General features: G+C 64.8%; 20 protein-coding genes and 1 tRNA gene. 9 read left to right on the top strand and 12 right to left on the bottom strand.

All coding sequences use genetic code 11. The annotated features are described in order from the left end of the window. The first annotated feature begins 233 nt into the window (after positions 1-233). Together RHOSA_RS0104430 and hutC are read left to right on the top strand one after the other, a co-directional pair. Positions 234-1,601, top strand: a complete 1,368-nt coding sequence (locus RHOSA_RS0104430; RefSeq protein WP_027287732.1) for a formimidoylglutamate deiminase — start codon at positions 234-236, stop codon at positions 1,599-1,601. Between the two features lie 49 nt (positions 1,602-1,650). Continuing rightward, entirely contained in the window at positions 1,651-2,319 is a 669-nt protein-coding gene (gene hutC, locus RHOSA_RS0104425; protein WP_027287731.1) for a histidine utilization transcriptional repressor HutC, read from the top strand. A 76-nt stretch (positions 2,320-2,395) separates the two neighbouring features. Here the strand turns inward: hutC and RHOSA_RS0104420 are convergent, their stop codons facing one another. From RHOSA_RS0104420 to carA, 9 genes are all read right to left on the bottom strand, one after another. Further along, positions 2,396-2,704 carry an NAD(P)/FAD-dependent oxidoreductase gene (locus tag RHOSA_RS0104420; RefSeq protein ID WP_027287730.1) on the bottom strand — a complete coding sequence of 103 codons (309 nt, stop codon included), beginning with the start codon at positions 2,702-2,704 and terminating at the stop codon, positions 2,396-2,398. Positions 2,705-2,872: 168 nt separating this feature from the next. Further along, positions 2,873-2,948 (bottom strand) — tRNA-Ile (locus RHOSA_RS0104415). A gap of 374 nt (positions 2,949-3,322) precedes the next feature. Further along, positions 3,323-5,209, bottom strand: coding sequence for a UvrD-helicase domain-containing protein (locus RHOSA_RS0104410; protein ID WP_027287729.1), 1,887 nt, complete (start codon positions 5,207-5,209; stop codon positions 3,323-3,325). After that, entirely contained in the window at positions 5,206-6,426 is a 1,221-nt protein-coding gene (locus RHOSA_RS25865; RefSeq protein ID WP_200372087.1) for an ATP-dependent nuclease, read from the bottom strand. Before RHOSA_RS25865 ends, RHOSA_RS0104410 begins: the two co-directional genes overlap by 4 nt. Then, on the bottom strand, positions 6,423-7,403 hold the full coding sequence (locus RHOSA_RS25860; RefSeq protein WP_200372088.1) for an AAA family ATPase: 981 nt from the start codon (positions 7,401-7,403) through the stop codon (positions 6,423-6,425). The genes RHOSA_RS25865 and RHOSA_RS25860 overlap by 4 nt, the downstream gene beginning before the upstream one ends. A gap of 496 nt (positions 7,404-7,899) precedes the next feature. Continuing rightward, on the bottom strand, positions 7,900-8,034 hold the full coding sequence (locus tag RHOSA_RS24610) for an entericidin A/B family lipoprotein (protein WP_081728458.1): 135 nt from the start codon (positions 8,032-8,034) through the stop codon (positions 7,900-7,902). A gap of 378 nt (positions 8,035-8,412) precedes the next feature. Next, complete coding sequence (gene greA, locus RHOSA_RS0104395; protein ID WP_027287728.1) at positions 8,413-8,886, bottom strand: transcription elongation factor GreA; 474 nt, start codon at positions 8,884-8,886, stop codon at positions 8,413-8,415. Between the two features lie 421 nt (positions 8,887-9,307). Further along, positions 9,308-12,568, bottom strand: a complete 3,261-nt coding sequence (carB, locus tag RHOSA_RS0104390; RefSeq protein ID WP_027287727.1) for a carbamoyl-phosphate synthase large subunit — start codon at positions 12,566-12,568, stop codon at positions 9,308-9,310. A 275-nt stretch (positions 12,569-12,843) separates the two neighbouring features. Further along, positions 12,844-14,049 carry a glutamine-hydrolyzing carbamoyl-phosphate synthase small subunit gene (gene carA, locus RHOSA_RS0104385; RefSeq protein ID WP_027287726.1) on the bottom strand — a complete coding sequence of 402 codons (1,206 nt, stop codon included), beginning with the start codon at positions 14,047-14,049 and terminating at the stop codon, positions 12,844-12,846. Between the two features lie 246 nt (positions 14,050-14,295). On the opposite strand from carA, the gene RHOSA_RS0104380 reads away from it, so the two are divergent. The 4 genes from RHOSA_RS0104380 to RHOSA_RS0104365 all read left to right on the top strand — a co-directional run bounded on the left by RHOSA_RS0104380 (position 14,296) and on the right by RHOSA_RS0104365 (position 19,520). Continuing rightward, positions 14,296-14,751, top strand: a complete 456-nt coding sequence (locus RHOSA_RS0104380) for a GatB/YqeY domain-containing protein (protein WP_027287725.1) — start codon at positions 14,296-14,298, stop codon at positions 14,749-14,751. A gap of 107 nt (positions 14,752-14,858) precedes the next feature. Next, positions 14,859-16,745, top strand: coding sequence for a DNA primase (gene dnaG, locus RHOSA_RS20400; RefSeq protein WP_051431790.1), 1,887 nt, complete (start codon positions 14,859-14,861; stop codon positions 16,743-16,745). A gap of 113 nt (positions 16,746-16,858) precedes the next feature. Further along, positions 16,859-19,033, top strand: a complete 2,175-nt coding sequence (gene rpoD, locus RHOSA_RS0104370; protein ID WP_027287724.1) for an RNA polymerase sigma factor RpoD — start codon at positions 16,859-16,861, stop codon at positions 19,031-19,033. A gap of 280 nt (positions 19,034-19,313) precedes the next feature. Further along, positions 19,314-19,520, top strand: coding sequence for a hypothetical protein (locus RHOSA_RS0104365; protein ID WP_027287723.1), 207 nt, complete (start codon positions 19,314-19,316; stop codon positions 19,518-19,520). A 205-nt stretch (positions 19,521-19,725) separates the two neighbouring features. On the opposite strand, the gene RHOSA_RS0104360 is transcribed toward RHOSA_RS0104365, so the two are convergent. Both RHOSA_RS0104360 and RHOSA_RS25365 read right to left on the bottom strand, forming a co-directional pair. Further along, positions 19,726-20,223 carry an Lrp/AsnC family transcriptional regulator gene (locus RHOSA_RS0104360; RefSeq protein WP_027287722.1) on the bottom strand — a complete coding sequence of 166 codons (498 nt, stop codon included), beginning with the start codon at positions 20,221-20,223 and terminating at the stop codon, positions 19,726-19,728. Positions 20,224-20,264: 41 nt separating this feature from the next. Further along, positions 20,265-20,498: a hypothetical protein gene (locus RHOSA_RS25365; RefSeq protein WP_051431789.1), complete on the bottom strand. Its 234-nt coding sequence runs from the start codon at positions 20,496-20,498 to the stop codon at positions 20,265-20,267. Between RHOSA_RS25365 and RHOSA_RS20390 the strand changes: the two genes are divergently transcribed. Beyond that, the gene (locus RHOSA_RS20390) at positions 20,488-21,438 is read left to right on the top strand and encodes a mitochondrial fission ELM1 family protein (protein ID WP_051431788.1); all 951 of its coding nucleotides are present in this window, start codon (positions 20,488-20,490) and stop codon (positions 21,436-21,438) included. The genes RHOSA_RS25365 and RHOSA_RS20390 overlap by 11 nt on opposite strands. Further along, positions 21,435-21,839, top strand: coding sequence for a DUF4112 domain-containing protein (locus RHOSA_RS20385; RefSeq protein WP_051431787.1), 405 nt, complete (start codon positions 21,435-21,437; stop codon positions 21,837-21,839). The genes RHOSA_RS20390 and RHOSA_RS20385 overlap by 4 nt, the downstream gene beginning before the upstream one ends. Positions 21,840-21,881: 42 nt before the next feature. On the opposite strand, the gene RHOSA_RS0104345 is transcribed toward RHOSA_RS20385, so the two are convergent. After that, a complete protein-coding gene (locus tag RHOSA_RS0104345) occupies positions 21,882-23,255 on the bottom strand; it encodes an ATP-binding protein (protein ID WP_081728456.1) in 1,374 nt (457 codons plus the stop codon). A 242-nt stretch (positions 23,256-23,497) separates the two neighbouring features. Here RHOSA_RS0104345 and trxB point away from each other — a divergent pair, with 242 nt between their 5' ends. Further along, entirely contained in the window at positions 23,498-24,466 is a 969-nt protein-coding gene (gene trxB, locus RHOSA_RS0104340; RefSeq protein ID WP_027287720.1) for a thioredoxin-disulfide reductase, read from the top strand. The last annotated feature ends 185 nt before the right edge of the window (positions 24,467-24,651 follow it).

Here is a 24,651-nt window from a genome sequence, read left to right as displayed (position 1 = left end):
CCTTCAGGCCCGCTCGATCGACCGTTAACAGGCGTACGATCCCGTACTCTACGCAAGTTCTCCTCAACTCTACTTCACGTTCGCCCTGCAACCACTGGCCGAGATCAATGACGCCACCTCTACCGCCTCCGTCAATTCATCTTACCAAATAAACAAAAAACAAATGATCTTCTTCGTTGGAAGCCGTTCGTGCTATTATGTATGCACATATTGGCTTGTCAACCGAGGAGCCCATGACCATCATTCGGGCGGATCATGCCCTTCTCCCGAGCGGCTGGGCCCGCGGCGTGTGCGTCCAAATCGGCGCCGACGGTCGTATCGCGGCCGTCCAGACCAACCGCACTGCCGCGGCCACCCACACGGTCGACTTGTTGTTGCCCGCGCCCGCGAACGTGCACAGCCACGCCTTCCAGCGCGCCATGGCGGGTCTGAGCGAGGCGCGTGGTGAGGGCGGCAAGGATTCCTTCTGGACCTGGCGGCGGTTGATGTATCGCTTCCTGGGGCAACTCGATCCCGATCAGGTCGAAGCGATCGCCGCGTTCGTGCAGATGGAAATGCTGGAAGCCGGCTATGCCACCAACGTCGAGTTTCACTACCTGCACCACGGCCCCGACGGCACGCCCTACGACCACCTAGCCGAGATGGCGGAACGGATCGCCGCCGCTGCCGCCACCAGCGGGATTGGCCTGACCCTGTTACCGGTGCACTACCAATTCGGCGGCTGTGACCGGCGGCCGCTGGCCGACGGGCAGCGTCGGTTCGGCAACGATCCGGACCGCTTCGAAAGGCTGGTCGCGGAAAGCCATGCGGCTCTGGGGGCACTGCCAACGGACGCGCGCCTGGGGGTCGCTCCGCACAGTCTGCGCGCGGTCGACCCCGAAGGCTTGTCCCGCACGGTGGCGGTCGCCGAAGACGGTCCGGTGCACATGCATTTGGCCGAACAACAAGCCGAGGTCGACGAGGTCCAGGCCGCTCACGGCCAACGTCCGGTGGCCTGGCTGCTCGACAACGCCGAGGTCTCGGCGCGCTGGTGTCTGATCCATTGCACCCAGATGACGCCGGAGGAAACCCGGGCGCTGGCGGCCACTGGCGCGACCGCCGGTTTATGCCCGATCACGGAATCCAACCTGGGCGACGGCACGTTCGATGGAACACGCTGGTCGGAAGCCGGCGGCGCGATCGCCGTCGGGTCGGATTCCAACATCAGGATTTCCCTGGCCGAGGAGCTCCGCACGCTGGAATACTCTCAGAGGCTGCGAGACCGGAACCGTGCGGTCTTAGCCTCGCCCGAACGCTCGACGGGTCGGTATATATTCGACGCGGTCTGCGCCGGCGGCGCCCAGGCCGCGGGCCGCGAGTCCGGCGCGATCCAACCGGGTGCCTGGGCTGATCTCGTCGCCCTGGATACAGGGCACCCGGACATGGCCGGAGTCACGGGGGATGGCCTGCTCGACATGCATATCTTCGCGGGCGACGACCGTGCCGTGCGCGACGTCTGGACGGGGGGACGGCACGTGGTCAGGCAGGGTCGGCACATTCACCGGGACGAGATCCAACGGGCCTACGCAAGCGCCATCGTCCAGTTACGCGACAAACTATGAGCCGGGAAACGTCGTGAATAGGGAGCGGCGCCTCAACAGCTGGCAGGCTGTGCACGAGGAAGTGCTCGAGCGGATCCGGGAACGGCGATGGAAGCCCGGGGACGCGATCCCGCGAGAAGACGAATTGGCGCGCGAGTTCGGCTGTGCACGCGGCACCGTCAACCGGGCGCTGCGCGCGCTCGCGGAGGCGGGAATCCTGGACCGGCGTCGCCGGGCGGGCACGCGCGTGGCGCTGCACCCGGGCGGCAAGGCTACCCTGGACATCCCAATCATCCGGCGGGAGGTCGAGGCCCGCGGCCAGACCTACAGCTATGCCCTGAAGATACGCGAGGACGCCGTGCCGCCGAGCGCGATCCGGGAGGCCATGGGTCTGCGGCGCGACGACCCCACGCAACGCGTGCTCTCGGTGCATTCGGCGGACGGGCGCCCGCTCGCGATCGAGGACCGCTGGATCAATCTCGCGATCGTGCCCATGGCGGCGAAGGCGGACTTCACGCGGATCAGCGCGAACGAGTGGCTGGTGACCCACGCGAGCTATACCCACGGCGACATCGCGTTTTCGGCTCAAGCCGCCAGCGATGCCGAGGCCGCGCTCCTTCACATAGACCCCTGCGTCCCCGTGTTCGTGATCGACCGAACGACCTGGTACAAGGCGGACGCTGTCACAACCGTTCGGCTAACTTACGCGCCCGGATACCGCATCCATACTCGACTCTGATGTTGGCCTGATCCCCTCAAACGGTGCCGTCAGGGGGATGCGAACCGGTCTCCGTATGGCGGGTTTGCGAAGGGATTCAGGCGGTCAGTTGCTGCCATTCAGCCAGAGCAGCTGATCGGTTGGCCTTGAACATCGTCCGGCTGGTCAGATGGCGGTTGTGGTTGAAATGGTTGTAGAGGGAGGCGTGGACGGCGGCGATCTCCAGATTGGTGAAGTTGCAGCGCCCGCCGCCGGAGATCAGGATCTTCTTCCCCACCTCGGGCATGTGCTCGACCACCGCCACGCGCCGGCCGCGCTGCCCGGCGACGCGCGCACACATCAACCCCGCCGCGCCGCCGCCCAGCACGAGGACGTCGTACTCTCCCGAAGATCCCTGCACACCCATGACGCCGTCGTGTGGCCGGAATCGCCGGCGCGATCAAGGGGCGGGGCGGGCGCGATCGCGTCTTTCGGCCGATAATCGCACTTCTGGAAAAAGACGGCTGAGACGCGCTCCGTCGACTACTTTATATCCTTAGCCGCCCAGAACACCGAACGTACGGATTTGATAACATGGTGGGCCCGCCAGGATTCGAACCTGGGACAACACCGTTATGAGCGGTGCGTTCTGACCGCTGAACTACGGGCCCTTCATACTGAAAACTCAGCGTTTTATGCATGCCCGCGCTGTAATATGTGGCCATTGGGTGACCAGCAGCAAAAGTGGGCATGTGGGCTATATCAGTTTCAGTCGTCACAGTCACCCACGAGGCATGGCGAAGGTTTTAAAGACCTCAAGGCCCCAACTATCAACCTGAAGACCGTAGATTTCAACTCCGGCCCCAAAACGACACATCAGAGCCTTTGCCCAACGAAGCCCAAGACGTTTCTTATCCCTGGAAACACCACGGAAGCAGGCGACTGTGCAGAACAGCATAGAAGTGCCAGCCTCAAATGCCCAAAAGTCGTCGTTAACGGTACGCACAATATATTAGTCATATAATTTATTTTTGCAGCGAATTTATCAATCGTCAAATATGCTGACACAGTCCGGCTCGAAGAACGCCTTCCTAGTGATCGCATCTCGCATGCGCGTTGTATCTTCTGCAAAAATGATCACGACAAGATCAGACAGCGCTCGCGAACAGCAAACATAGAATAATCGGAGCGTTCGGCCGATCACGGAATCCCGTCCGGCATCGATGTGAGCCTGATCCGTGTCGGAAAGCTGGGTCACGCCAAAATATTTGCCGTAGGAGAACGCGTTCGAACGACTCTCTTGATCGTCAACCACGACGAGAACCTTTTCGAATTCCGCCCCCTTGATGCCCTGCTGTGTGGCGAAGGGCGAGAGCTTTTCGATGTATTTCAGGTAGCCCCACAATTCGGACGCATCGCATTGCATGAAACGCAGCGTTGCATTCTCGGGTGCCGGATCGGTTACCTGTCCTTCGGACTCGGCAAAGGTCTGGATGAGCGCACCATATCGCTCGTCTAACTCTAATAAGTTGTTTGCTTGCAAAAAATTTACGACATCGCCGATACGCGCACCACTGCCGGGTTCAAGCATTGCCACCAGCTCGGCGATATCATTCTGCAGCGCATTCAAGAACCCCGCAGTATCTGCGCCGGCCACGGCCTTGGGCTGGAACCGAGGACTATGTGTACGGAGCAGCCGCATGATCTCGAACTCGCGCTTCTCCTTACGCGCGAGCGCGACCGGCATAACGTAAGAGAGAAAAGGACGAACGACCCAAGCAGTGCCATCGATCAAGCCTGAACTCAGATCTTCCGATGATTTGTCGTTGAGGGCGCTGTACAGGCTTGGAAATCCCAACCGAGCAGCTGCCATACGGTGGACCAGCACAAGGAGCCGTAGCGCTTCCTCGTCTTCACTTCCTAGCCAACCGCGGTCTCTGTCCTGATGCGCAAGCCATCTGCGCGCGTTTTCAAGCCGCTCTTGTCGTCGATCGTCGGCGGGCAAGATCAAAACCCGTGCCGTGCCCTCTACAGGGACATCTTCACCGTTGACGTTTTCGTGGCGTCCGCGCGTTTGCTCCAACCCGTCATCTTCGGCCCTAATGCGGTTGATTACGCGCAGCACAGCCTGCGGGCACCTGAAATTCTCCGGCTTTTCCAGCGTTTCCCATCCGTCTTCGTGCTCGATCGAACCGGCCCCCTGCATATAGATTTTCTGGACCGGATCACCGAAGAAACCGAGACAAAACCCTTGAGGCGTTTCTCTCGCCAAGCGGCGCAGCGCCTCAACAAAGGCAGGGTCGCTATCCTGGCTTTCGTCAACAAAGATAACGGGAAAGCGCTGAGTCAAGACACTGCGCATTAAAGCATGGTCATGGATGAATGCAGGGCCAATCCTCAGAATGTCACTGTGGCCGAGGACTCCATTAGTGTAATCACTACCGGTGCCGTAGCGAAAACCCTTGACATTACCAATCTCGCCTAGCTGAATCCGATATCGCTCGATATTCTCGGCGGCACGCGTTTTCGTCGCCTGTCTTGTTCTGGGCTTATCTATCTTTTCCTGCTCTTCTGCAGTCTTCTCATGCAGTCTGCCTTTTACCCACTCCCGAAGATTGTTCTGGAACGGCTTGATAACGCTCCAGAGAAAGCTGTGAATCGTCGAAACGTGGAAAAGATCGTCATTGCCCACGTCACTACGAATTTCCTCGACGGCCACTTCGGTATAGGTGATACAAGCAACCTGCTGCCCGTTCCGCCGCAGCGACGCTCCCTGTGTACGCTCGATCTGTGCCAATGCTTTTACGAGCGATGTTGTCTTTCCCGATCCGGCACCAGCTACCATTACAAAGTGGCGGTTACCGTCACTGGCAAGCCGCTCGTGAAGGTCTGTATCGGTCTTTGTATTGGGCTTCCCGATACGACTTGTCATTTGGCAACGTCCTTGGACTCATCGTCCTTTTGCTCAGAAACGCCGAGTGTTTCTTCGAGCCATTGCAGGCCCTCCGAAATATAGCGGGGGACGGTCCAGTCATCAGGGTCTTTGGTGAGTAATGCGAGGGCGAAATCCGTCTTCTTGTAGTTCGAACCGTGCACCCTTTTGTGCAGCTTCAATGCAAGGTCTTGGAGGTTTTGCGGCGCGTGGACCCGCAAATTGAGATCCCGATTGTCGTATTCCTGGGTCCATTCGAGATTGTCGAAAGCGAAGGCAACTTCGAGCGTGCGACCGGCACACTCAAAATGCTTGTCGCCTTGCGTCAGATTCACCGTGTACGGATAGGTCACACGAACAGAACCCAAGCCGTTTGCATCGCCCGGGATGGTCTTGGCCGCGGCATCGGCGGCCAGCAAGTCGTCGATATTGATTCTTCTCGGAAGCCACTGCTTAAGCATTTGGTTTGAGGTCACGGAGTCCGGTGTTTCCGGCGTGCAGGTCCTACCGACTGCGGCATCCTCGTCATCTTTAGCCTCCGCCGGTTCGAACTCTTCCCCTTTGCAGGCCGCCACAGGAGCAGTCACGCTATCCAAATCGGTCACGATCAGCGTCGTTATCCCAAGAAACTCGATGAGCGTGCGGAATAGGTGTGCGTAAGCACCACCGATTTCCAGAACACTGAGGTAGCAGGACCGCAGGCCGGGCGCCGTCTTCGCGATCATTTGCGGCATGATCAACCGCTCGACATTGCCCTCCACGAGCACTGCAGCATCGGCGAAGAACAAGTCGCAATGTGTAAGCTTCAAATATCTTTCCAGGAAATCCCGGCTTGGGTTGCCGGTTTTCTGGTAGAACGCCGACAGGTTCAGGACTGTCGATGCCTGCTGCGTACCGGCGCCCTCGCGCCGGAAGTAGCGGATCGGCTGAAAGCCCCGTTCATATGAAATGTGCGGCGAATGCGTTGATAGGGCGATTTGTGTGTGGAAACCATTTGGCGCATCGTCTTTTTCTGCGAGGGTTTCCCGGACTTTATTGACGAACACCTGTTGCAGTTGCGCATGAAGGTGCGCTTCTGGCTCTTCGACAAAGATCAAGTGAATCGGCGGACGCTTTTCTTCCGTTGAGACCCATTGCGCGTGAAGATCGAGCAGCTCAACGACCATGTAGATCAGGTTTTTGAAGCCAAGTCCGTTATACTTGTCCGGAAGCGTCACCCCTCATCGTTCAGTGCATAGTGAACATGTGCACCGTCCTGACTGTTCATCACTGTCGCCGGATTGAGCGCAGACTTGATCATTAGGCGCGGGTTGGTCAGCCCCGGATACCCCAATTGCGCGAGACGCTCCAGCGTGTCGGCGAACACCTGACGCAGGTGCTCGTTTAGCTGCGCCTCCGACTCAGCCAGCGCTCTTACCGCTTTCTGGTCTTCCTCGTGACGTTGCAGGTTGCGCTGGTAATAGCGGCTCAGGTGTCTGGAGAGTTCCTCGGCACGGCTACCGCCTTCACTATCCGAAAGATGCCGTTGGGCATGGAGGAAGTCGACCTTGAGCAGGGAGCCAATGATCTCCTTGCCGGTCCGCCCCTGTTCACGCAGCAATTCCTGCGGCTCATAATCATCTTTGGGCTCTAGATCATTGTCGAACTGTGCTTCATCAAGGACGAAATACTTAAACTCGTACTCTTTTCCCAATTCCCCTTCGAGAAACTCACGGAGCGACCGCGGCGGCGCGATATAAGGCTCTTGGCCTTCGGGCGTTTCCATATCCGCAACAGCGTCTTGCGCCTTTTGGTGTCGTTCATTGAAACGTGCCAATGTATCGTCTTCGTTGCGCGGCGCAAAAGCGATGCGAACCCCGACCTGTGATCCCTCCCATTCGAGGCGAGGAAGCAGATCGAGTACACGGTGAAGATCGGCTTGTTCGACGACGAACCACAGATCGAGCGACAGCACCGGCAGTGAGGCACCCCCGGCCTCAGCCTCAAAAGCGTCGATATCCTTCCAACGGCATGCACTAATATCGTGAAAACTGACGCGGTCACGGGAAGCGTTTACAAAAAAGTTTATAGCATGGGCAACCGACGTTTTACCGCTATTATTTGCGCCTACGAAGATAGATATATCCCGATCAAGATCAATATTTACGTTTGCCAAGCGCCGAAAATTCCGAATCTTGATTTTTCCTAAATGCATATTTTTTACAAACTCATTCTCAAGATAAACTTGAAGTGGGTTGGTGCCTAATTATAGCCTCGCAGGATCCGATTATTGATTCAACTGTCTTCTATGATTCGTTGTGTCCACAGCAGAAAAATAACCGGACCTAGGTGATGTTAAAGTATGAGGTTGCACGTGCGAGGCCTCGGACCGCCGGATTTTCACTACACGAATCTTGCCGACCTTGGCGATCAGTGCAGCGCATGACAGAGTTTTAGAGCGGTGAACTACGGGCCCCCAATTGTCAAGCGAGACGGGTGGGACAGCCCGTCGCAACCCGCCTGACGTGCCGGCCGGAATAGGGCCGGGATAAACGTGCGCAGGGCATGCGCCCTGCCCCACCGCTTATCGCGCACACGGGCGGTCGCGCGCAACCCGGGGCGGGCGGCTGCGGGGCGTTTGATCGTGCTCCGGGGGGATCACAAGGCCGCTGGCGCGGACGGGCGGGCGGGCTGCGCGCGAGAGGGACAGGCTAGTCGTGCTCTTCCGCCTCGCCCTCGATCTCGTTGCCGAGGTTGCTCAGGTCCTGGCCGAAGCCCTCCATCGTGTTGCAGGCGCTGAGGCTCAGCAGGCCGAGGAGCAGGGCGGCGGCGAGCAGGCGGGGCATGGCGGGCGTCTCCTTGATGGCGTCAGCGTATGGGCGCGCCCGGCTGTCCGGGGCGCGTCGGAATTAACTGGCGGCGGAGTATGGCGCCCGGGCGCGGGGGCGCCAAGGGGCCGGGCTGTGAGGGCTGTGTGCCGGCGATGGGGCGGCCCCGCATGGCGCCCGCGCAGGCGCCCTGGCAAAGCGGGCGCGGGCGTACTGCGCGCGCGTGGCGCGCCCGGGCGCGGACACGAAAACGTCCCCGGACCGGGCCTGGCGATCCGGGGACGCTTGATCAGGACGGGCGGGATCAGGACGCGCGGGCGCGGGGCCGTCTGGCGAGCCCACGTGGCGAGCCCACGTGGCGAGCCCGCGTGACGAGACCGCCTAGCGACCCTGGGCCTACTTAAACTCGACCTGTTCGATCTCGTAGAACTTCTGGCCGCGCGGGGTCTCGACCTCGACCGAATCGCCCTTGGCCTTGCCGATCAGGGCGCGGGCGATCGGGCTCGTGACCGCGATGCGGCCGGTCTTCACATCGGCCTCGTGCTCGCCGACGATCTGGTAGGTGGTCTCCTCGTCGGTGTCCTCGTCGGCGACCGTGACGGTGGCGCCGAACTTCACCGTGTCGCCGGACAGCTTGGAGACGTCGATCACCTCCGCGCGCGCGAGCATGTCCTCGATCTCGGCCACGCGCCCCTCGATGAACGACTGCCGGTCGCGGGCGGCGTGGTATTCCGCGTTCTCGGACAGGTCGCCGTGCTCGCGCGCCTCGGCGATCGCCTGAATGACCTCCGGGCGTGCGGTCGAGCGGAGGTACTTCAGCTCTTCGTGGAGCTTGTTATAGCCTTCCGCCGTCATCGGTACCTTGTTCATTTCGCTCGCATACTCGCGTTCGACTGCGTCTGGTCGTCGGTGAATGGACACGCCCGCCGTTGGCCGCGACGGAAACCGCCGGGCCGCGTCGGGCGCCAGTGCCGTGGTCGCCGGGATGTGGTGGCGCCCCCTCGTCGGGCGCAGGTCGTCCGCCGCCCCCGTCCCCGGCGCCAGGTGCCGGGCGCGGCCGTTTCGTCACGTCCCCGTTCGTCACGTTCGCGTGCGTCGCATCCCCGTCCGCCCGGTCCCGGCTATCGGCCCGGAGGTCCCCAAGCCGGGCCCTGCGCCGGCCACCGCGCGCGGCCGCCGGTCCCTGTCCCGCGGCGCCCGATCCGGACGCCCCGCGAAATGGAGATGAAACCCACCGCCCATGCCCGCACCCCGAAGCCGGCGGACCGGCGACCGGGCGCGAACTGGCGTGCTAGAACGACCTCTCAAAATACGCCTGCAAGGGGGCGACTTCAAGCTGACCCGCACGCATCGCCTGGATCGCCTGGGTCACGGCGCGGCATCCGGCCACCGTGGTGTAATAGGGGATGGCATTGGTCAGCGCGGTACGCCGCAGCGAGAAGGAATCGGCGATCGCTTTCTTGTCCTCGGTGGTGTTGAAGATCATCTGCACTTCGCCCGACTTCATCTTGTCGACGATGTGCGGCCGGCCCTCGCGGACCTTCTTGACCTCCTCGACCTTCAGGCCGGCGGCGCGCAGGTGGTCCGCCGTGCCGGCCGTGGCGACCAGCTGGTAGCCCATCGCCAGCAGGTCGCGGCCCAGCTCGGCCATCGCCGGCTTGTGGCCATCCTTGACGGAGATGAACACCGTGCCGCTTTCCGGCAGCTTGACCCCGGCGCCGATCTGCGCCTTGGCGAAGGCGCGCGGGAAGTCGCCGTCCAGGCCCATGACCTCGCCGGTCGAGCGCATCTCCGGCCCCAGGATGACGTCGACGCCGGGGAAGCGGGCGAACGGGAAGACCGCCTCCTTGACCGCGACATGGTCGCGCTTGGTGCGCTGCAACTGGAACTCCGCCAGCTTGGCGCCGGCCATCAGCCGGGCGGCGATCTTGGCGACCGGCACGCCGGTGGCCTTGGCGACGAACGGCACGGTACGGCTGGCGCGCGGGTTGACCTCCAAGAGGTAGACCGTGCCGTCGAGCACGGCGAACTGCACGTTCATCAACCCGACCACGCCCAGCTCCAGGGCCAGCTGGCGGGACTGGCGCTCCAGCTCGTCCAGCGTCTCCTGCGGCAGACTGTGCGGCGGCAGGGCGCAGGCGCTGTCGCCGGAGTGGATGCCGGCTTCCTCGATGTGCTCCATGATGCCGGCGACGAACACCTCCTTGCCGTCGCTGAGCGCATCGACGTCGACCTCGATCGCGTCCGCCAGGTAGCTGTCGATCAACACCGGGTTCTTGCCGGAGACCGAAACGGCGTTCTGGATGTAGCGCTTCAGGTCGGCCTCGTCGTGGACGATCTCCATCGCCCGGCCGCCGAGGACGTAGGAGGGGCGCAGCAGCACCGGATAGCCGATCCGCGCGGCCTCCTGCACCGCGCCGTCCTCGCTGGTCGCCAGACCGTTGGCCGGCTGCTTCAGGTCCAGGATGTTGAGCAGTTCCTGGAAGCGCTGGCGGTCCTCCGCCCGGTCGATCGCATCCGGCGGGGTGCCCAGGATCGGCACGCCGGCGGCCTGCAGATCCGCGGCCAGCTTGAGCGGCGTCTGCCCGCCGAACTGCACGATCGCGCCGACCAGTGTGCCGTTCGACTGCTCGACGTGGGCGATCTCGGCGACGTCCTCGGCCGTCAGCGGCTCGAAGTACAGGCGGTCGGAGGTGTCGTAGTCGGTCGAGACCGTCTCGGGGTTGCAGTTGACCATGATGGTCTCGTAGCCGGCGGCCTCCAGCGCGTAGGCGGCGTGGACGCAGCAGTAGTCGAACTCGATGCCCTGGCCGATCCGGTTCGGACCGCCGCCCAGGATCATCACCTTCTGCCGGTCCGAGGGCTCGGCCTCGTTCTCCGCCGCGTCCAGGTCGTCGCCCTCGTAGCAGCCGTACATGTAGGGCGTCGGCGACGGGAACTCGGCCGCGCAGGTGTCGACGCGCTTGTAGACCGGGCGCAGGCCGATCTCCCGGCGCGCGGCCGAGACCGCGGGCTCGCTCTGCCCGGTCAGCTCGGCCAGGCGGGCGTCGGAGAAGCCCATCTTCTTCAGCCGCAGGAAGGCCTGCCGGTCGCTTGGCAGGCCGTCGCGCCGAACGCCTTCCTCGGCCTCGACGATCTGCTGCACCTCGCGCAGGAACCAGGGGTCGAACTGGCAGGCGCTCTGCACCTCGCGCAAGCTGAGGCCGTGACGGAACGCCTGCGCGATCGTCAGCAGCCGGTCGGGCGCGGGCTTGGACAGGGCCGCGCGCACCGCGTCCTTGTCGACCTGCCCCTGCGCGTCCAGCGCGTCCGGGATGGCCACGTCGTTCAGGCCGGACAGGCCGGTCTCCATCGAGCGGAACGCCTTCTGCAGGCTCTCCTGGAAGGTCCGGCCGATCGACATCGCCTCGCCCACCGACTTCATCGCGGTGGTCAGGTAGGGCTGCGCACCCGGGAACTTCTCGAAGGTGAAGCGCGGCATCTTGGTGACGACGTAGTCGATCGTCGGCTCGAAGGAGGCCGGCGTCACCTTGGTGATGTCGTTATCCAGCTCGTCCAGCGTGTAGCCGACCGCGAGCTTGGCCGCGACCTTGGCGATCGGGAAGCCGGTCGCCTTGGAGGCGAGCGCGCTGGAGCGCGAGACGCGCGGGTTCATCTCGATCACCACCAGCTCGCCGGTCTCGGGATTGACCGCGAACTGGACGTTGGAGCCGCCGGTGTCGACGCCGATCTCGCGCAGGCAGGCGAGCGAGGCGTCGCGCATCACCTGGTATTCCTTGTCGGTCAGCGTCAGGGTCGGCGCGACCGTGACGCTGTCGCCGGTGTGCACGCCCATCGGATCGATGTTCTCGATCGCGCAGACGATGATGCAGTTGTCCGCGTGGTCGCGGACGACCTCCATCTCGTATTCCTTCCAGCCGAGCACCGACTGCTCGATCAGGATCTCGTTGACCGGCGACAGGCGCAGGCCGTTGCGCACGATCTCCTCGTATTCGTCGTCGTTGTAGGCGATGCCGCCGCCGGTGCCGCCCAGCGTGTAGGACGGCCGGATGATCGCCGGAACGCCGACGTACTCGCGCGCGGCCATCGCCTCCTCGTAGGAGCGCACGATCCGGGCGCGCGGGCTCTTCAGGCCGATCTCCTCCATCGCCGAACGGAAGCGCCAGCGGTCCTCCGCCTTCTCGATCACGTCGGCGTTGGCGCCAATCATCTCCACGCCCAGGCGCTGCAGCGTACCGTCGCGCCACAGCGCGATGCCGGTGTTGAGGCCGGTCTGCCCGCCCATCGTCGGCAGAATCGCGTCCGGGCGCTCGCGCTCCAGGATGCGGGCGACGACCTCGGGCTCGATCGGCTCGATGTAGGTGGCATCGGCAAGGCCCGGATCGGTCATGATCGTCGCCGGGTTGGAGTTCACCAGGATCACCCGGTAACCCTCCTCCTTCAGCGCCTTGCAGGCCTGCGCGCCGGAGTAGTCGAACTCGCAGGCCTGGCCGATGATGATCGGGCCGGCGCCGATGATCAGGATGGACGTGAGGTCGGTGCGTTTGGGCATGGCTGGCTTTCGCGCGCGTTTGGCCCCGCGCGCGGCGACCACCCAGGGACGGGCGGGCGCGCGGGGCATCGATCAGGCAGGGTCTGTCGGCTAGGGCGCGTATGTGCCACGGACGCGCGGACGAGGGAAGCCCCTGCGCGGGGACCGGCTATGCATCCGCGCCGGTGCCGCGGGAACCACAGCGCCACAGAGGGCCAGAGCCGACGCCCAACGGGGCGCACTCTGGTCTAAGTCTTCGATTCCAGCCTTCGGTCTTTATCCGCGAAGCGCCGGCGCTAGCGCCCCTTGTGCGCGTCGATCATCTCGACGAAGCGCTGGAACAGGTAGTGGCTGTCGTGGGGGCCCGGGCTGGCTTCCGGGTGGTACTGGACGGAGAAGATCGGCCGGTCTTCCACCCGCAGGCCCTCGTTGGAACCATCGAACAGGCTCCGATGGCTGGGCGTGACCTTGTCCGGCAGCGTCTCCGGGATGACCTTGAAGCCGTGGTTCTGGCTGGTGATCTCCACCCGGCCGGTCTGCAGATCCTTGACCGGATGGTTGGCGCCGCGGTGGCCCAGGTGCATCTTCTCGGTCCGGGCACCCAGCGCCAGCGCCAGGATCTGGTGGCCCAGGCAGATGCCGAAGGTCGGCACGCCCGTCTCGAGCACGCCCTTGAGCGCCGGCACCGCGTACGCGCCGGTCGCCGACGGGTCGCCGGGGCCGTTGGACAGGAACACGCCGTCGGGCTGGTGGCGCAGGATGTCCTCGGTGCTCGCGGTCGCCGGCACCACCGTCACCTGACAGCCCAAATTGGCCAGGTTGCGCAGGATGTTGCGCTTGGCGCCGTAGTCGACCGCGACGACCTTGTACTTGGGATCGACCAGCCGGCCGTAGCCGTTCTCCAGCGTCCAGGTGGTCTCCTCCCACTGGTAGAGCTGCCGGCAGGTGACCTCCTTGGCGAGGTCCATGCCCGCCAGGCCCGGCCACTCGGCGGCGCGGGCGCGGGCGACGTCGGCATCGATCGCCTCGTCGGGCGCATGCACGATCACGCCGTGCGGCGCGCCAGCGTCGCGGACCCGCCGCGCCAGCCGGCGGGTGTCCAGGCCGGCGATGCCGACCACGCCCTGCTTCTTCAGCCAGGCGTCCAGGTGCTCGACCGAGCGCCAGTTGGACGGCTCGGTGATGTCGGCGCGCAGCACCACGCCGCGGCAGGCCGCCTGCTGGGTTTCCAGATCCTCCCGGTTGGCGCCGACGTTGCCGATGTGCGGGAAGGTGAAGGTGATGATCTGTCCGGCGTAGGAGGGATCGGTCACGATCTCCTGGTAGCCGGTCATCGAGGTGTTGAAGCAGACCTCGCCGATCGCCTCGCCGGTCGCGCCAACACCACGCCCCCACAGCACGGTGCCATCTGCCAGCACCAGCGCGGCGTCGGCCCAGCGGGGCCGGTGCGCGGTCGGCTGGCCGGAGCTCGTGGCGGGCGCGGGCGCGGTGGAAGCGGTCATGGCCGGGACGTATCGCTGCTGTGGAACGGTGTCGAGCCGGGGCGCCGACCGGCACCCACGGGGTTGCTTGGGGATTGCCGTTCCCTATATACGGCGGCGGCAAACCCGCTGCCGTCGCTTCCTGAAGAAGGCGACCACGCGGGTTCTTGACCGCCGGGAGCGAACGGCGGTGTTCGTTTACGGCAATGCCCGGCAGGCGTCAAACGCGCCGGCCGCGCCTTGTCATGTGATGAGGCCTTGAGTGCCATGCTCCGCACCGACCTGAACGACGCGTTGAAGCAAGCCCTGCGGGCGCGCGACGCCCGGACCGCGGCGACGCTGCGGCTGATCCTGGCGGCCCTGAAAGACCGCGACATCGCCGCGCGCAGCGAGGGCAACTCCGACGGCATCAGCGACGACCAGATCCGGCAGATGCTGCAGAAAATGGTCCGGCAGTCGCACGACGCGGCGAAGACCTATGCCGACGCCGGCCGCGACGACCTGGCGGAAAAGGAAGAGCAGGAGATCACGGTGCTGCAGCGCTTCCTGCCCCGCCAGTTGGACGACGCGGAAACCCGGCAGGCCGTCGACGACACGATCGAGGCGCTGGGCGCGGATTCGGTGAAGGACATGGGCGCGGTAATGACCCGTCTGCGTACCGACTTCGCCGGCCAGATGGACTTCGCCAAGGCCAGCAAGGTCGCCAAGGAGCGGTTGACCTAGCCGCGACGATGGCTTCTACCCCCATCTTCCCCGTTTTCCACAGGGCGGCATTTGCCGCACGGCCTGTTAGGCTGACGGACTCGCAAGGAAGGTGAGTCCCGAGTCGCATGGCCTTTCCGCAGGAATTCCTCGACCGCATCCGGTCCATGGTGCCGATCGCCGACGTGGTCGGGCGCAAGGTGCGCCTGACCAAGCGCGGGCGCGAGCACACCGGCCTGTGCCCCTTCCATAACGAGAAGACGCCCTCCTTCACGGTCAGCGAGGACAAGGGCTTCTACCACTGCTTCGGCTGCGGCGCGCACGGCGACGTCATCTCGTTCGTGGTCGAACAGGAGGGGCTGTCGTTCCCGGAAGCCGTCGAGAAGCTGGCCGCCGAGGCCGGGCTGGAAGTGCCCAAGGCAACCCCGCAGGAGCGCCAGCGCGAGGAGCGGCGCAGCAGCCTCTACGACGTCGTCGAGGAGGCTTGCCGCTGGTACGAGCAGCAGCTGGCCGGCAAGGACGGGCAGGCCGCGCGCGACTATCTCGCCGGCCGCGGCATCGATGCCGAGACGCGGGAGGCCTTCCGCCTGGGCTACGCGCCCGGCCAGCGCGGCGCGCTACGCCAGGCGATGCACGCGCGCGGCATCCGGGACGACCAGTTGGTCGCGGCCGGCCTGATCAAGCAGCCGGAAGACGGCGGGGCGCCACGCGACTACCTGTTCGACCGGGTGATCTTCCCGATCACCGACCGGCGCGGTCACGTCATCGCCTTCGGCGGCCGCACGATGGGCGAAGCCAAGGCGAAGTACCTGAACTCCCCGGAAAGCGAGCTGTTCCACAAGGGGCGCGTGCTCTACAACCTAGCCCGCGCCCGACGCGCCGCGCGGGACACCGGCGAATTGATCGTGACCGAGGGCTACATGGACGTGATCGCCCTCGCCCAGGCGGGGTTCCCCGCGGCCGTCGCCCCGCTTGGGACCGCCATCACGGAAGACCAGATCGCCGAGCTTTGGCGCCTGGCCGACGAGCCGGTGGTCTGCCTGGACGGCGACAGCGCCGGCCGGCGCGCCGGCTACCGCCTGATCGACCGCGCCCTGCCCCAATTGAAGCCCGGCTTCTCGCTGCGCTTCGCGCTGCTACCGCAAGGCGAGGATCCGGACAGCCTGGTCAGCACGCAGGGCCCGCAGGCCTTCCGCAAGATCGTCGACAGCGGCCGGCCCCTGGCCGAACTGTTGTGGATGAAGCAGGTCGAGGGGCGGCCGCTGGACACACCGGAGCGCCGCGCCGGGCTGCGCCAGGCCCTGATGGACGACGTCAAACGGATCGAGCAACCGGACGTCGCCCAGGCCTACAAACAGGACATGCTGCAGCGCTTCGACCAGGCCTTCGGCTTCCAGCGCAGCAAGGGCCGCAATCAACGTGGCGGCAAGGGGGGCGGCCGCTGGGCGCCGCAGGGGCGCGAGCGCAACCTGTCGCCAGCCCTCGGGGTACGCCAGCCGATCAGCCAATTGCAGCACCGCCAGGAGCAGGCGCTGATCGCCACATTGGTTAATCACCCGGCTACACTGTTGGAAAACGCCGAGGAACTGGCGGAAATCGCGCTGGCCTACCGCGACACCGATATCCTGCGGCGGCGTCTTTTAGACCTCGCATTAGAGCGACAAGAGCTTGACACCGTTGAAATCTGCAGCCACTTGCGCCAAGTACCGGACGGGACTCAGTTAGAGACGGCCTTGAGTCGCGAGGTCTATCGCCTTTGGCCGTTCGCTGATCCCGGGGCGAGCGTGCAGGACGCCCGGCAGGGCTTGCGGCATCTGCTGAACCTGTACCGCGATCGCTCGGCGAAAGATGAGGCGGTTGAAGAGGGCCGGCGCTTGGCGGAATCCATGAATCAGGAAAGCCTGGCCCGCTTGGAAGCAAAACGAAAAGCGGCCTACGAGAACGACAGCCGGGCAGTCGATCTCGACCTGGACCGCGACAACGGACCCTGGCCGGGTCCAGATGGATCGTCCTGAGGCTGACAGCGCGTCACGCGGGCGCAAGCTCCGGATCAAGAGGTTCGGGAGTTTGCGTCCTTGTCCGCGTTCGAGGGTGACAGCTTGGGTCTTTGATTGGGGCAGAGGTGCCGATGGCGACGAAAACGAACGAGACCGAGGCCGAGCAGACCCGGGAAGAGGGTGGTGACGGGCCGCTGATGGATGTCACCAGCGCGGCCGTCAAAAAGATGCTCACCAAGGCCAAAGAGCGCGGCTACGTCACCTATGACGAGCTGAACGAAGTCTTGCCGCAGGATCAGGTGTCCTCCGAGCAAATCGAGGACACGATGTCCATGCTCTCGGAGATGGGCATCTCGGTGATCGAGAGCGAGGAGCAGGACGACCAGGGCGAGCGCGCGCCGGCCGAGGCCGAGGAGGAAGACAGCAGCCGCGCCGGCAACATCGACGACGAGGACATTGGCCGCACCGACGATCCGGTGCGCATGTACCTCCGCGAGATGGGCTCGGTCGAACTGCTGTCGCGCGAGGGCGAGATCGCGATCGCCAAGCGCATCGAGGCCGGCCGCGAGAAGATGATCGGCGGCATCTGCGAAAGCCCGCTGACCATCAAGGCCTTGCTGTCCTGGCGCGAGGCGCTGAAGGACGGCCAGATCCTGTTGCGCGACATCATCGACCTGGACGCGACCTATGGCGGCACGCCCGACGGCGCCGCAGCCAGCGGCGCCGCGCCCGAGGGTGCGATGGCGCGCGGCACGGCGGACCAGCGGCTGAGCCAGGGTGCCTCCGCGACCGATCCGATCGCCAAGCGCCAGGCGGATTCCAGCAGCACGAGCGAGCAACCGGCGGCTACCAACGGCGCCGCCACCGGCGATGCGCCCGAACAGACCGCAGCCCAGGGGCAGCAGACCAACGGCGAGGACAAGTCCGAGCAGCAGGCCGAAAGCAAGGACTCCGAAAGCGAGGACGAGCAGGGCGACGGCGAAAAGCAGATCATCTCCGGCCTCGAGGACGACGAGGAGGAGGAAGAGGACGAGGGCAACCTGTCGCTCGCGGCGATGGAGGAAGCCCTCCTGCCCCAGGTCCTCGAAACCTTCGATCAGATCGCCGAGACCTACGACAAGCTGGCCGAGGTGCAGAACACCCGTCTGCAACACCTGCAGACGGGCGAAGACGTGCCCGAGGAGACCGAGAAGCGCTACGAGGGGCTGAAGCACGAGCTGGTCGAGTTGATGAAGACGGTGCGCTTCAACAATGCGCGCCTGGAACAGCTCGTCGAGCAGTTGTACACCCTGAACAAGCAATTAGTAGGTCTCGAAGGGCGCCTACTTCGCTACGCCGAGCGGGCGGGCGTCGACCGCAGCCAGTTCCTGAACCAGTACTACGGCCGCGAGCTCGACCCGACCTGGCTGGACGATGTCAGCCAGTTGAAGGGCAAGGGCTGGCAGAAGTTCTCCACCCGCTACGAGAGGGAAATCCGCGACATCCGCGGCCAGATCGCCGAGGTAGCGGACGAAACCGGCGTGCCGATCGGCGAGTTCCGACGGATCGTCAAGACGGTGCAGTCGGGCGAGAAGGAAGCCAGTCGCGCCAAGACCGAAATGGTCGAGGCGAACCTGCGCCTGGTGATCTCGATCGCCAAGAAGTACACCAACCGCGGCCTGCAGTTCCTGGACCTGATCCAGGAGGGCAACATCGGCCTGATGAAGGCCGTGGACAAGTTCGAGTATCGGCGCGGCTACAAGTTCTCGACCTATGCCACCTGGTGGATCCGCCAGGCGATCACCCGCTCGATCGCGGACCAGGCGCGCACCATCCGCATCCCGGTGCACATGATCGAGACGATCAACAAGCTCGTGCGCACCAGCCGGATGATGCTGCACGAGATCGGCCGCGAGCCGACACCGGACGAACTGGCGCATCGTCTGGAGATGCCGTTGGAGAAGGTGCGCAAGGTTCTCAAGATCGCCAAGGAGCCGATCTCGCTGGAGACCCCGATCGGCGACGAGGAGGACAGCTACCTGGGCGACTTCATCGAGGACAAGCAGGCGGTGATCCCGCTCGACGCGGCGATCCAGTCCAACCTGCGCGAAACCACCACGCGGGTCCTGTCCTCCCTGACCCCGCGCGAGGAACGCGTGCTGCGCATGCGCTTCGGCATCGGCATGAACACCGACCACACGCTGGAAGAGGTCGGCCAGCAGTTCTCGGTGACGCGCGAGCGTATCCGCCAGATCGAGGCCAAGGCGCTGCGCAAGCTCAAGCACCCGAGCCGCTCGCGCAAGCTGCGCAGCTTCCTGGATACGTAGGAGACCCGATCCCGGAGCCGGTTATCCGCGCCTGTTTATCTGAAGGCGTGGGAATCGGTTCTCCTGACCTGCTTGTTCGGCCGCCCCTTCGCTGGGGAATCCGAGACTAAGTTCGATTTAGTGCGCCCAGGCCGCGATAAGCGTGCCTGGGCGTTTTTTTACCCTGCCCTGACGCACGTAGCGCAGGACACGCCCTTTTTTCGCCACCGTCACCCGGTAAAGATGTTAAAAATAGCTGAAATTTCAGGAAATCCCCTTCGCGTAACCTATATCTAGTGGCATGAGCACCGATATCGACTTTCCCGAACACGAACCCGCTCCGCCGAAAATCCGCATCTGCCTGCGCTGCCAGACAGAATTCGAGAGCGCTTGGGCCGGCGAGCGAATCTGCAAAGCGTGCAAGAGCACGCATGCCTGGCGCAGCGGAGAGGGTGTGCGCACCGTCTCCAACCGCTCCGGCGGCGGCGGTAAATCGGGCGGCGACTAGGGCCAAATCAGAGACGGTTGCCCCTACCCGTGCGTTATCCCCGCGCTGACTTCAACAAGACAGGTCGCGATCGCTGGCACCAGCGCCAGGTCGTGATCGTGCACGGCCATTGTTCCAGCCATGATTCTCCGGCGAGGAAGCATGGCAGCGCCCTCCCCGGAACGAATGCCGTCGCCCTCCCCTGGCGGCCGCAGGATACGCGGCTTTAGGTTTCCTCGTCGGCCAGCGCCGCTTCGGCCTCGATGGGCACGCCGGGCTCATGCTTGCTGGTGCGAATGACCTGGATGGTCTGCACGGTGGCGACGTGCGGGGCACTGGTGAGTTGGGTTGTCAGCTCGTTCTCGTGTGCGGTATTCCGCGCGACGAGTTTGAGCAGAAAGTCGTGTGGCCCCCGGCACATGTTGCACTCGCGCACCTCGGCCCAGGCGCGCATGCGCTCCTCGAAATCGGTCAAGACCGATTCGCTTTGGCTATCCAGCCCCACAAGGGCGAAAAAGACGACCTCGTAGCCCAGGCGCATCGGCTCCAGATCGGCGTGGAAGCCGCGGATATAGCCCGCTTCTTCCAGCGCGCGCACACGCCGCAGACACGGCGGCGCGGAAATTCCGGCCCGGCGCGCCAGCTCCACATTGGTAATTCGCCCGTCGGTCTGCAGATCTTGCAGGATCCGCAGGTCGATCCGGTCGAGCTTGACGCGCCGCATATTCGATTCCTCCAATGGGACGGGGCTTTTGCGAAAGGATATTACTCGCAAGCCGGCCAGCGTTCCAAGAGCAGATCGCGCCCATGGCGCTTGTCACCCGGCATCCGGGCATGCACGCTCGCGCCCGTCATGTCCGCACCCCACAACGCCCCGCCAACCACGAGCCCCGAAAGCACCGCGCCCGCCAGCAGCCGGCCCGCGCGCCGACGGCCGCCCCCCGTTGCCACCGCGCCGGCGCGCACCTGCTGGGTGGTTACAGAAGGTATGGCCGGCACCGAGAACCAGTGCCTCGGACTGGCGGAAGCCCTGGGGTTACGACCAACGGTCAAGCGCATTCAACTGCGCGCGCCCTGGCGCTGGCTGCCGCCCAAGCTGTGGCTGCGTCCGCTCGCGGCGCTGTCGCGCAGCGGCGACACGCTCGCCCCGCCCTGGCCGGACGTGCTGATCGCCAGTGGCCGCAAAGCTGCCGCCCCGGCGCTCGCCGTGCGCCAGGCCAGCAGCGGGACAACCTTTACGGTGTTCGTTCAGGCACCACCGCTTGACCCGGCAGGGTTCGACGCGGTGGTCGCCCCGCGCCACGACGACGTCGCCGGCCCAACTGTGATTCCGGTGGTAGGCGCGCTCACGCGGGTGACGCGTAAGCGCCTGGACGAAGCCTATCGGCAATTCCATCCCCTGGTGCGCGACCTGCCCCGGCCGCGCATCGCCGTGCTGATCGGCGGCAACAGCAAGGCCCATCGCCTGACACCCGAGACCGCACGGCAGCTGGCCCAGGACCTCACCGCGATGCAGGAGCGTACCGGGTGCAGCTTTATGGTCACCACCAGCCGGCGCACCGGCGAGGAGAACGCGGGCTATCTACGGGCCGCGCTCGCCGAGATGCCGCACGTGTTCTACCAGGCCGGGGTCAGCGAAGGGGAAAACCCCTATTTCGGCTTCCTTGCCCACGCGGAAGAGATCATTGTCAGCGAGGACAGCGTGACCATGGCCTGCGAGGCGGCCTCGACGGGCCGGCCGGTGCAGGTGGTGGCGCTGACCGGCGGCAAGCCAAAGTTCGACCGGTTCCACGCCCAGCTACGCGATCTTGGCATCGCCCGACCGTTCGATGGCCAACTCGCCGGCCGGGCGGTCCAACCACTGGACGAAACCCGCCGTGCCGCCGGCAAAGTGAAAGCCTGGCTGGACAAGCACCGCGCAAGGCTGAAAACCGAGTGACCCGTCCCGAAACGTCCGACCGCGAAGCCACAGAGCGCCAGATCGCCCGGTTGGAGACGCTGGCGCGGGTTCTGGACGACATCTTCCGCGTGCCGGGGACGCGCGTGCGCTTCGGGCTGGACGGGATCATTGGTCTGATCCCCGGCGTCGGCGACGCGCTGACTGGCGCGCTTTCGGGCTACCTAGCGGTGCGCGCCTGGGACCTCGGCCTGCCGCCCCATGTGGTCGCGCACATGGCCGCCAACGTCGGCATCGACCTGCTGGTCGGCAGTATTCCGGTCGCCGGCGACCTGTTCGACGTCGGCTTCAAGGCGAACCGCCGCAACGTCGAACTGCTGAAGCGCGAACTCGCGAAACGGGCGCCAGCGGCCGACCTGAAAGACGTGACGCCGCCGCACTGATACGCGGCGAACAGTTCGCCCCGGATGCGCCGGGAAGACACCCTACGCCGGCAGCTGCACCCGGGCGCGCAGGCCGCCACCGGGGGCCTGCTCCAACAGCAGGTCGCCGCCGTGCCCCCGCACCACGTCGCGCGCGATCGTCAAACCCAGGCCTGTCCCGCCGGTCAACGGGTTGCGCGAGGAATCCAGGCGGTGGAAGGGGCGGAACACCTCCTCCCGCTTTTCCTGCGGGATGCCGGGGCCGTCGTCATCCACCGTGACCTCGACCGTGTTGCCGCGTCGGCCCACGCGTACGGAAACGACGTCACCATAGCGCACGGCGTTGGACACCAGGTTGCCGATCGCCCGGCGCATCACCTCGCGCCGGAGCGGCAGATCGCAGTCGTGCTCGATATGTAGGTCGACATGCCCGGCCTCGCGCGTGATCCGGTCGACGACATCGCGCACCAGATCGCCGATCGAGGTGATCTCCGGCATTTCCGTCCCCTCACCGCGGGCGAAGGCGAGGTACCCCTCGATCATGCGCTCCATCTCGGTGACGTCCTCCTTCAAGGAGTCCGCCTCCGGTGTGCCTTCCAGCATCGCCAACTGCAGCTTCATCCGGGTGAGCGGGGTCCGCAGGTCGTGGCTGACGCCGGCCAGCATCTCGGTGCGCTGCTGGATCTGGCGCTTGATGCGCTCGCGCATCTTGATGAACGCGCTGGATGCCTGACGCACCTCCTGCGCCCCCTCCGGCTTAAAGGACGGCACATCCTGGCCCTTGCCGAACCGTTCGGCAGCGATCGCGAGCCGGCGAATCGGCCGGACCTGATTGCGCATGAAGATCAGCGCGATTGGCACCAGCAAAGCCGCGGTGCCAACCGTCCAGAAAACCAGCAGATAGGTCGTGGAGGAGAACAGCCGCTTGCGCGACACCACCACGCGCAGCAACCCGTTGTCGGTCTCCACCCAGACCCGCACATCCTCGGGCAGGGTGTAGGTGTCGATCGCGAACGGATAGGCAAGGCGCTCCTGCAACGCATCGACCAGCCGCGTGTCCAGGATGGTGTTCTGCGGCGGCGGCAGGTCCTCGGGCAGGCGCTTGTCCTCCTCGAACGACAGCGACAGCCACATCGTTCGCTGCGCCAGATTGAACACCTCGTTACGGCTGAGCCCGATGTCCTCGCGCTCCAGCATTGCCACCGTGGCGGCGATCTGCCCGGCGAGCCCCTGCGCCAGCCGCTGGGTGGTGGTGTCGTAGTGGCGGTCGAAGAAAACGAAAGCGCTGATCGCCTGCACGACGATGACCGGCGTCACCATGATCAGCAGCGCCCGCCCGAACAGGGTTCGCGGCAGGACACGTTTGATGACCGGTTCGCGCTTCGGGCGCGCCGGATCGGCTTGGGTGAGGCTGGGCAGATCAACATTATCGGCCATGGGCGGGCGGCAGCCTAGCACGCTCTGGCAATCCCGTTCGCGCCACTTCTCACCGCGTTGCGACGATCGCCCGCGATGCGTTGCGCCGGGGCAACAGCACCCTTACCTTAGCAGTTCCATCGGACACCACGACAATCGGGCGGCCGACGATCTCGGGCCTGCCGAGTCGCCCCGCCCATCACTGCCCATCGCGCGCCATGCCCGGCCGCGCGACGACGAGAGCGCGAAGGAGTGCCGCCGACATGGCCGACGAACGCCACCACAAGGTTCTGATCATCGGCTCCGGGCCGGCCGGCTACACCGCCGCCGTCTACGCCGCACGGGCCAACCTCAAGCCGGTGCTGGTCCAGGGGCTGGAGCCGGGCGGTCAGCTGTCGATCACCACCGACGTCGAGAACTATCCCGGTTTCGCCGATCCGATCCAGGGCCCTTGGCTGATGGAGCAGATGCAGCAGCAGGCCCGCAACGTCGGCACCGAAATCATTCAGGACATCATCACCCACGTCGACCTGTCGCATCGGCCGTTCCGCTGCGATAGCGATTCGGGCACTGTCTATTGGAGCGATTCGCTGATCATCGCGACCGGTGCGCAGGCCCGCTGGCTGGGGCTGGAGAGCGAGACGACCTTCATGGGCGCCGGCGTTTCCGCCTGCGCGACCTGCGATGGCTTCTTCTACCGCGGGCAGGAAGTGGCCGTGGTGGGCGGCGGCAACACGGCCGCCGAGGAAGCACTGTTCCTGACCAACTTCGCGAACAAGGTCACGCTGGTGCACCGGCGCGACGAGCTACGCGCCGACAAAACGCTGCAGACCCGCCTGTTCAACAACCCGAAGATCGACGTTGCCTGGTCGCACGAGGTCGACGAGATCCTGGGGCAACAGAACCCGCCCGGCGTAACGGCCGTACGGCTGAAGTCGCGCAAGACCGGCGAGAGCTACGAGCTGCCGCTCGCCGGTGTGTTCATCGCGATCGGCCACGACCCGGCGACCAAGCTGTTCCGAGGCCAGCTCGACATGGATGACGAGGGCTATATCCTCACCGCCCCGGATTCCACTGCCACCAAGATCCCAGGCGTCTTTGCCGCCGGCGACGTGCGCGACAAGGTCTACCGTCAAGCGGTCACGGCCGCCGGCATGGGCTGCATGGCCGCGCTGGAGGCGGAAAAGTTCCTGGCCGAGCAGGAGATCGCGCCGAGCGAGGCGGCGCAATAAACCGCTGACACTCTGAAACCGGGGCTTTGCGCGCCACCGTTCGCTCACTGGCACGTTGGTTGCGCACCCCAACGGCGTCGGCTTACTCTCGCCGCGCAAGTGTTTCTGAGTTAAAAATGCGAATAATCGGCCAGGATCCGTGCAATATGCTGCGGCCGGTCGGATAACAAAACACGGAATGACGC

Source organism: Rhodovibrio salinarum DSM 9154 (genome assembly GCF_000515255.1).
Taxonomy (GTDB): Bacteria; Pseudomonadota; Alphaproteobacteria; order Kiloniellales; family Rhodovibrionaceae; genus Rhodovibrio; species Rhodovibrio salinarum.
Note: the sequence above shows the minus strand (reverse complement) of the source record. Positions and strands in the feature narration are given on the sequence as shown.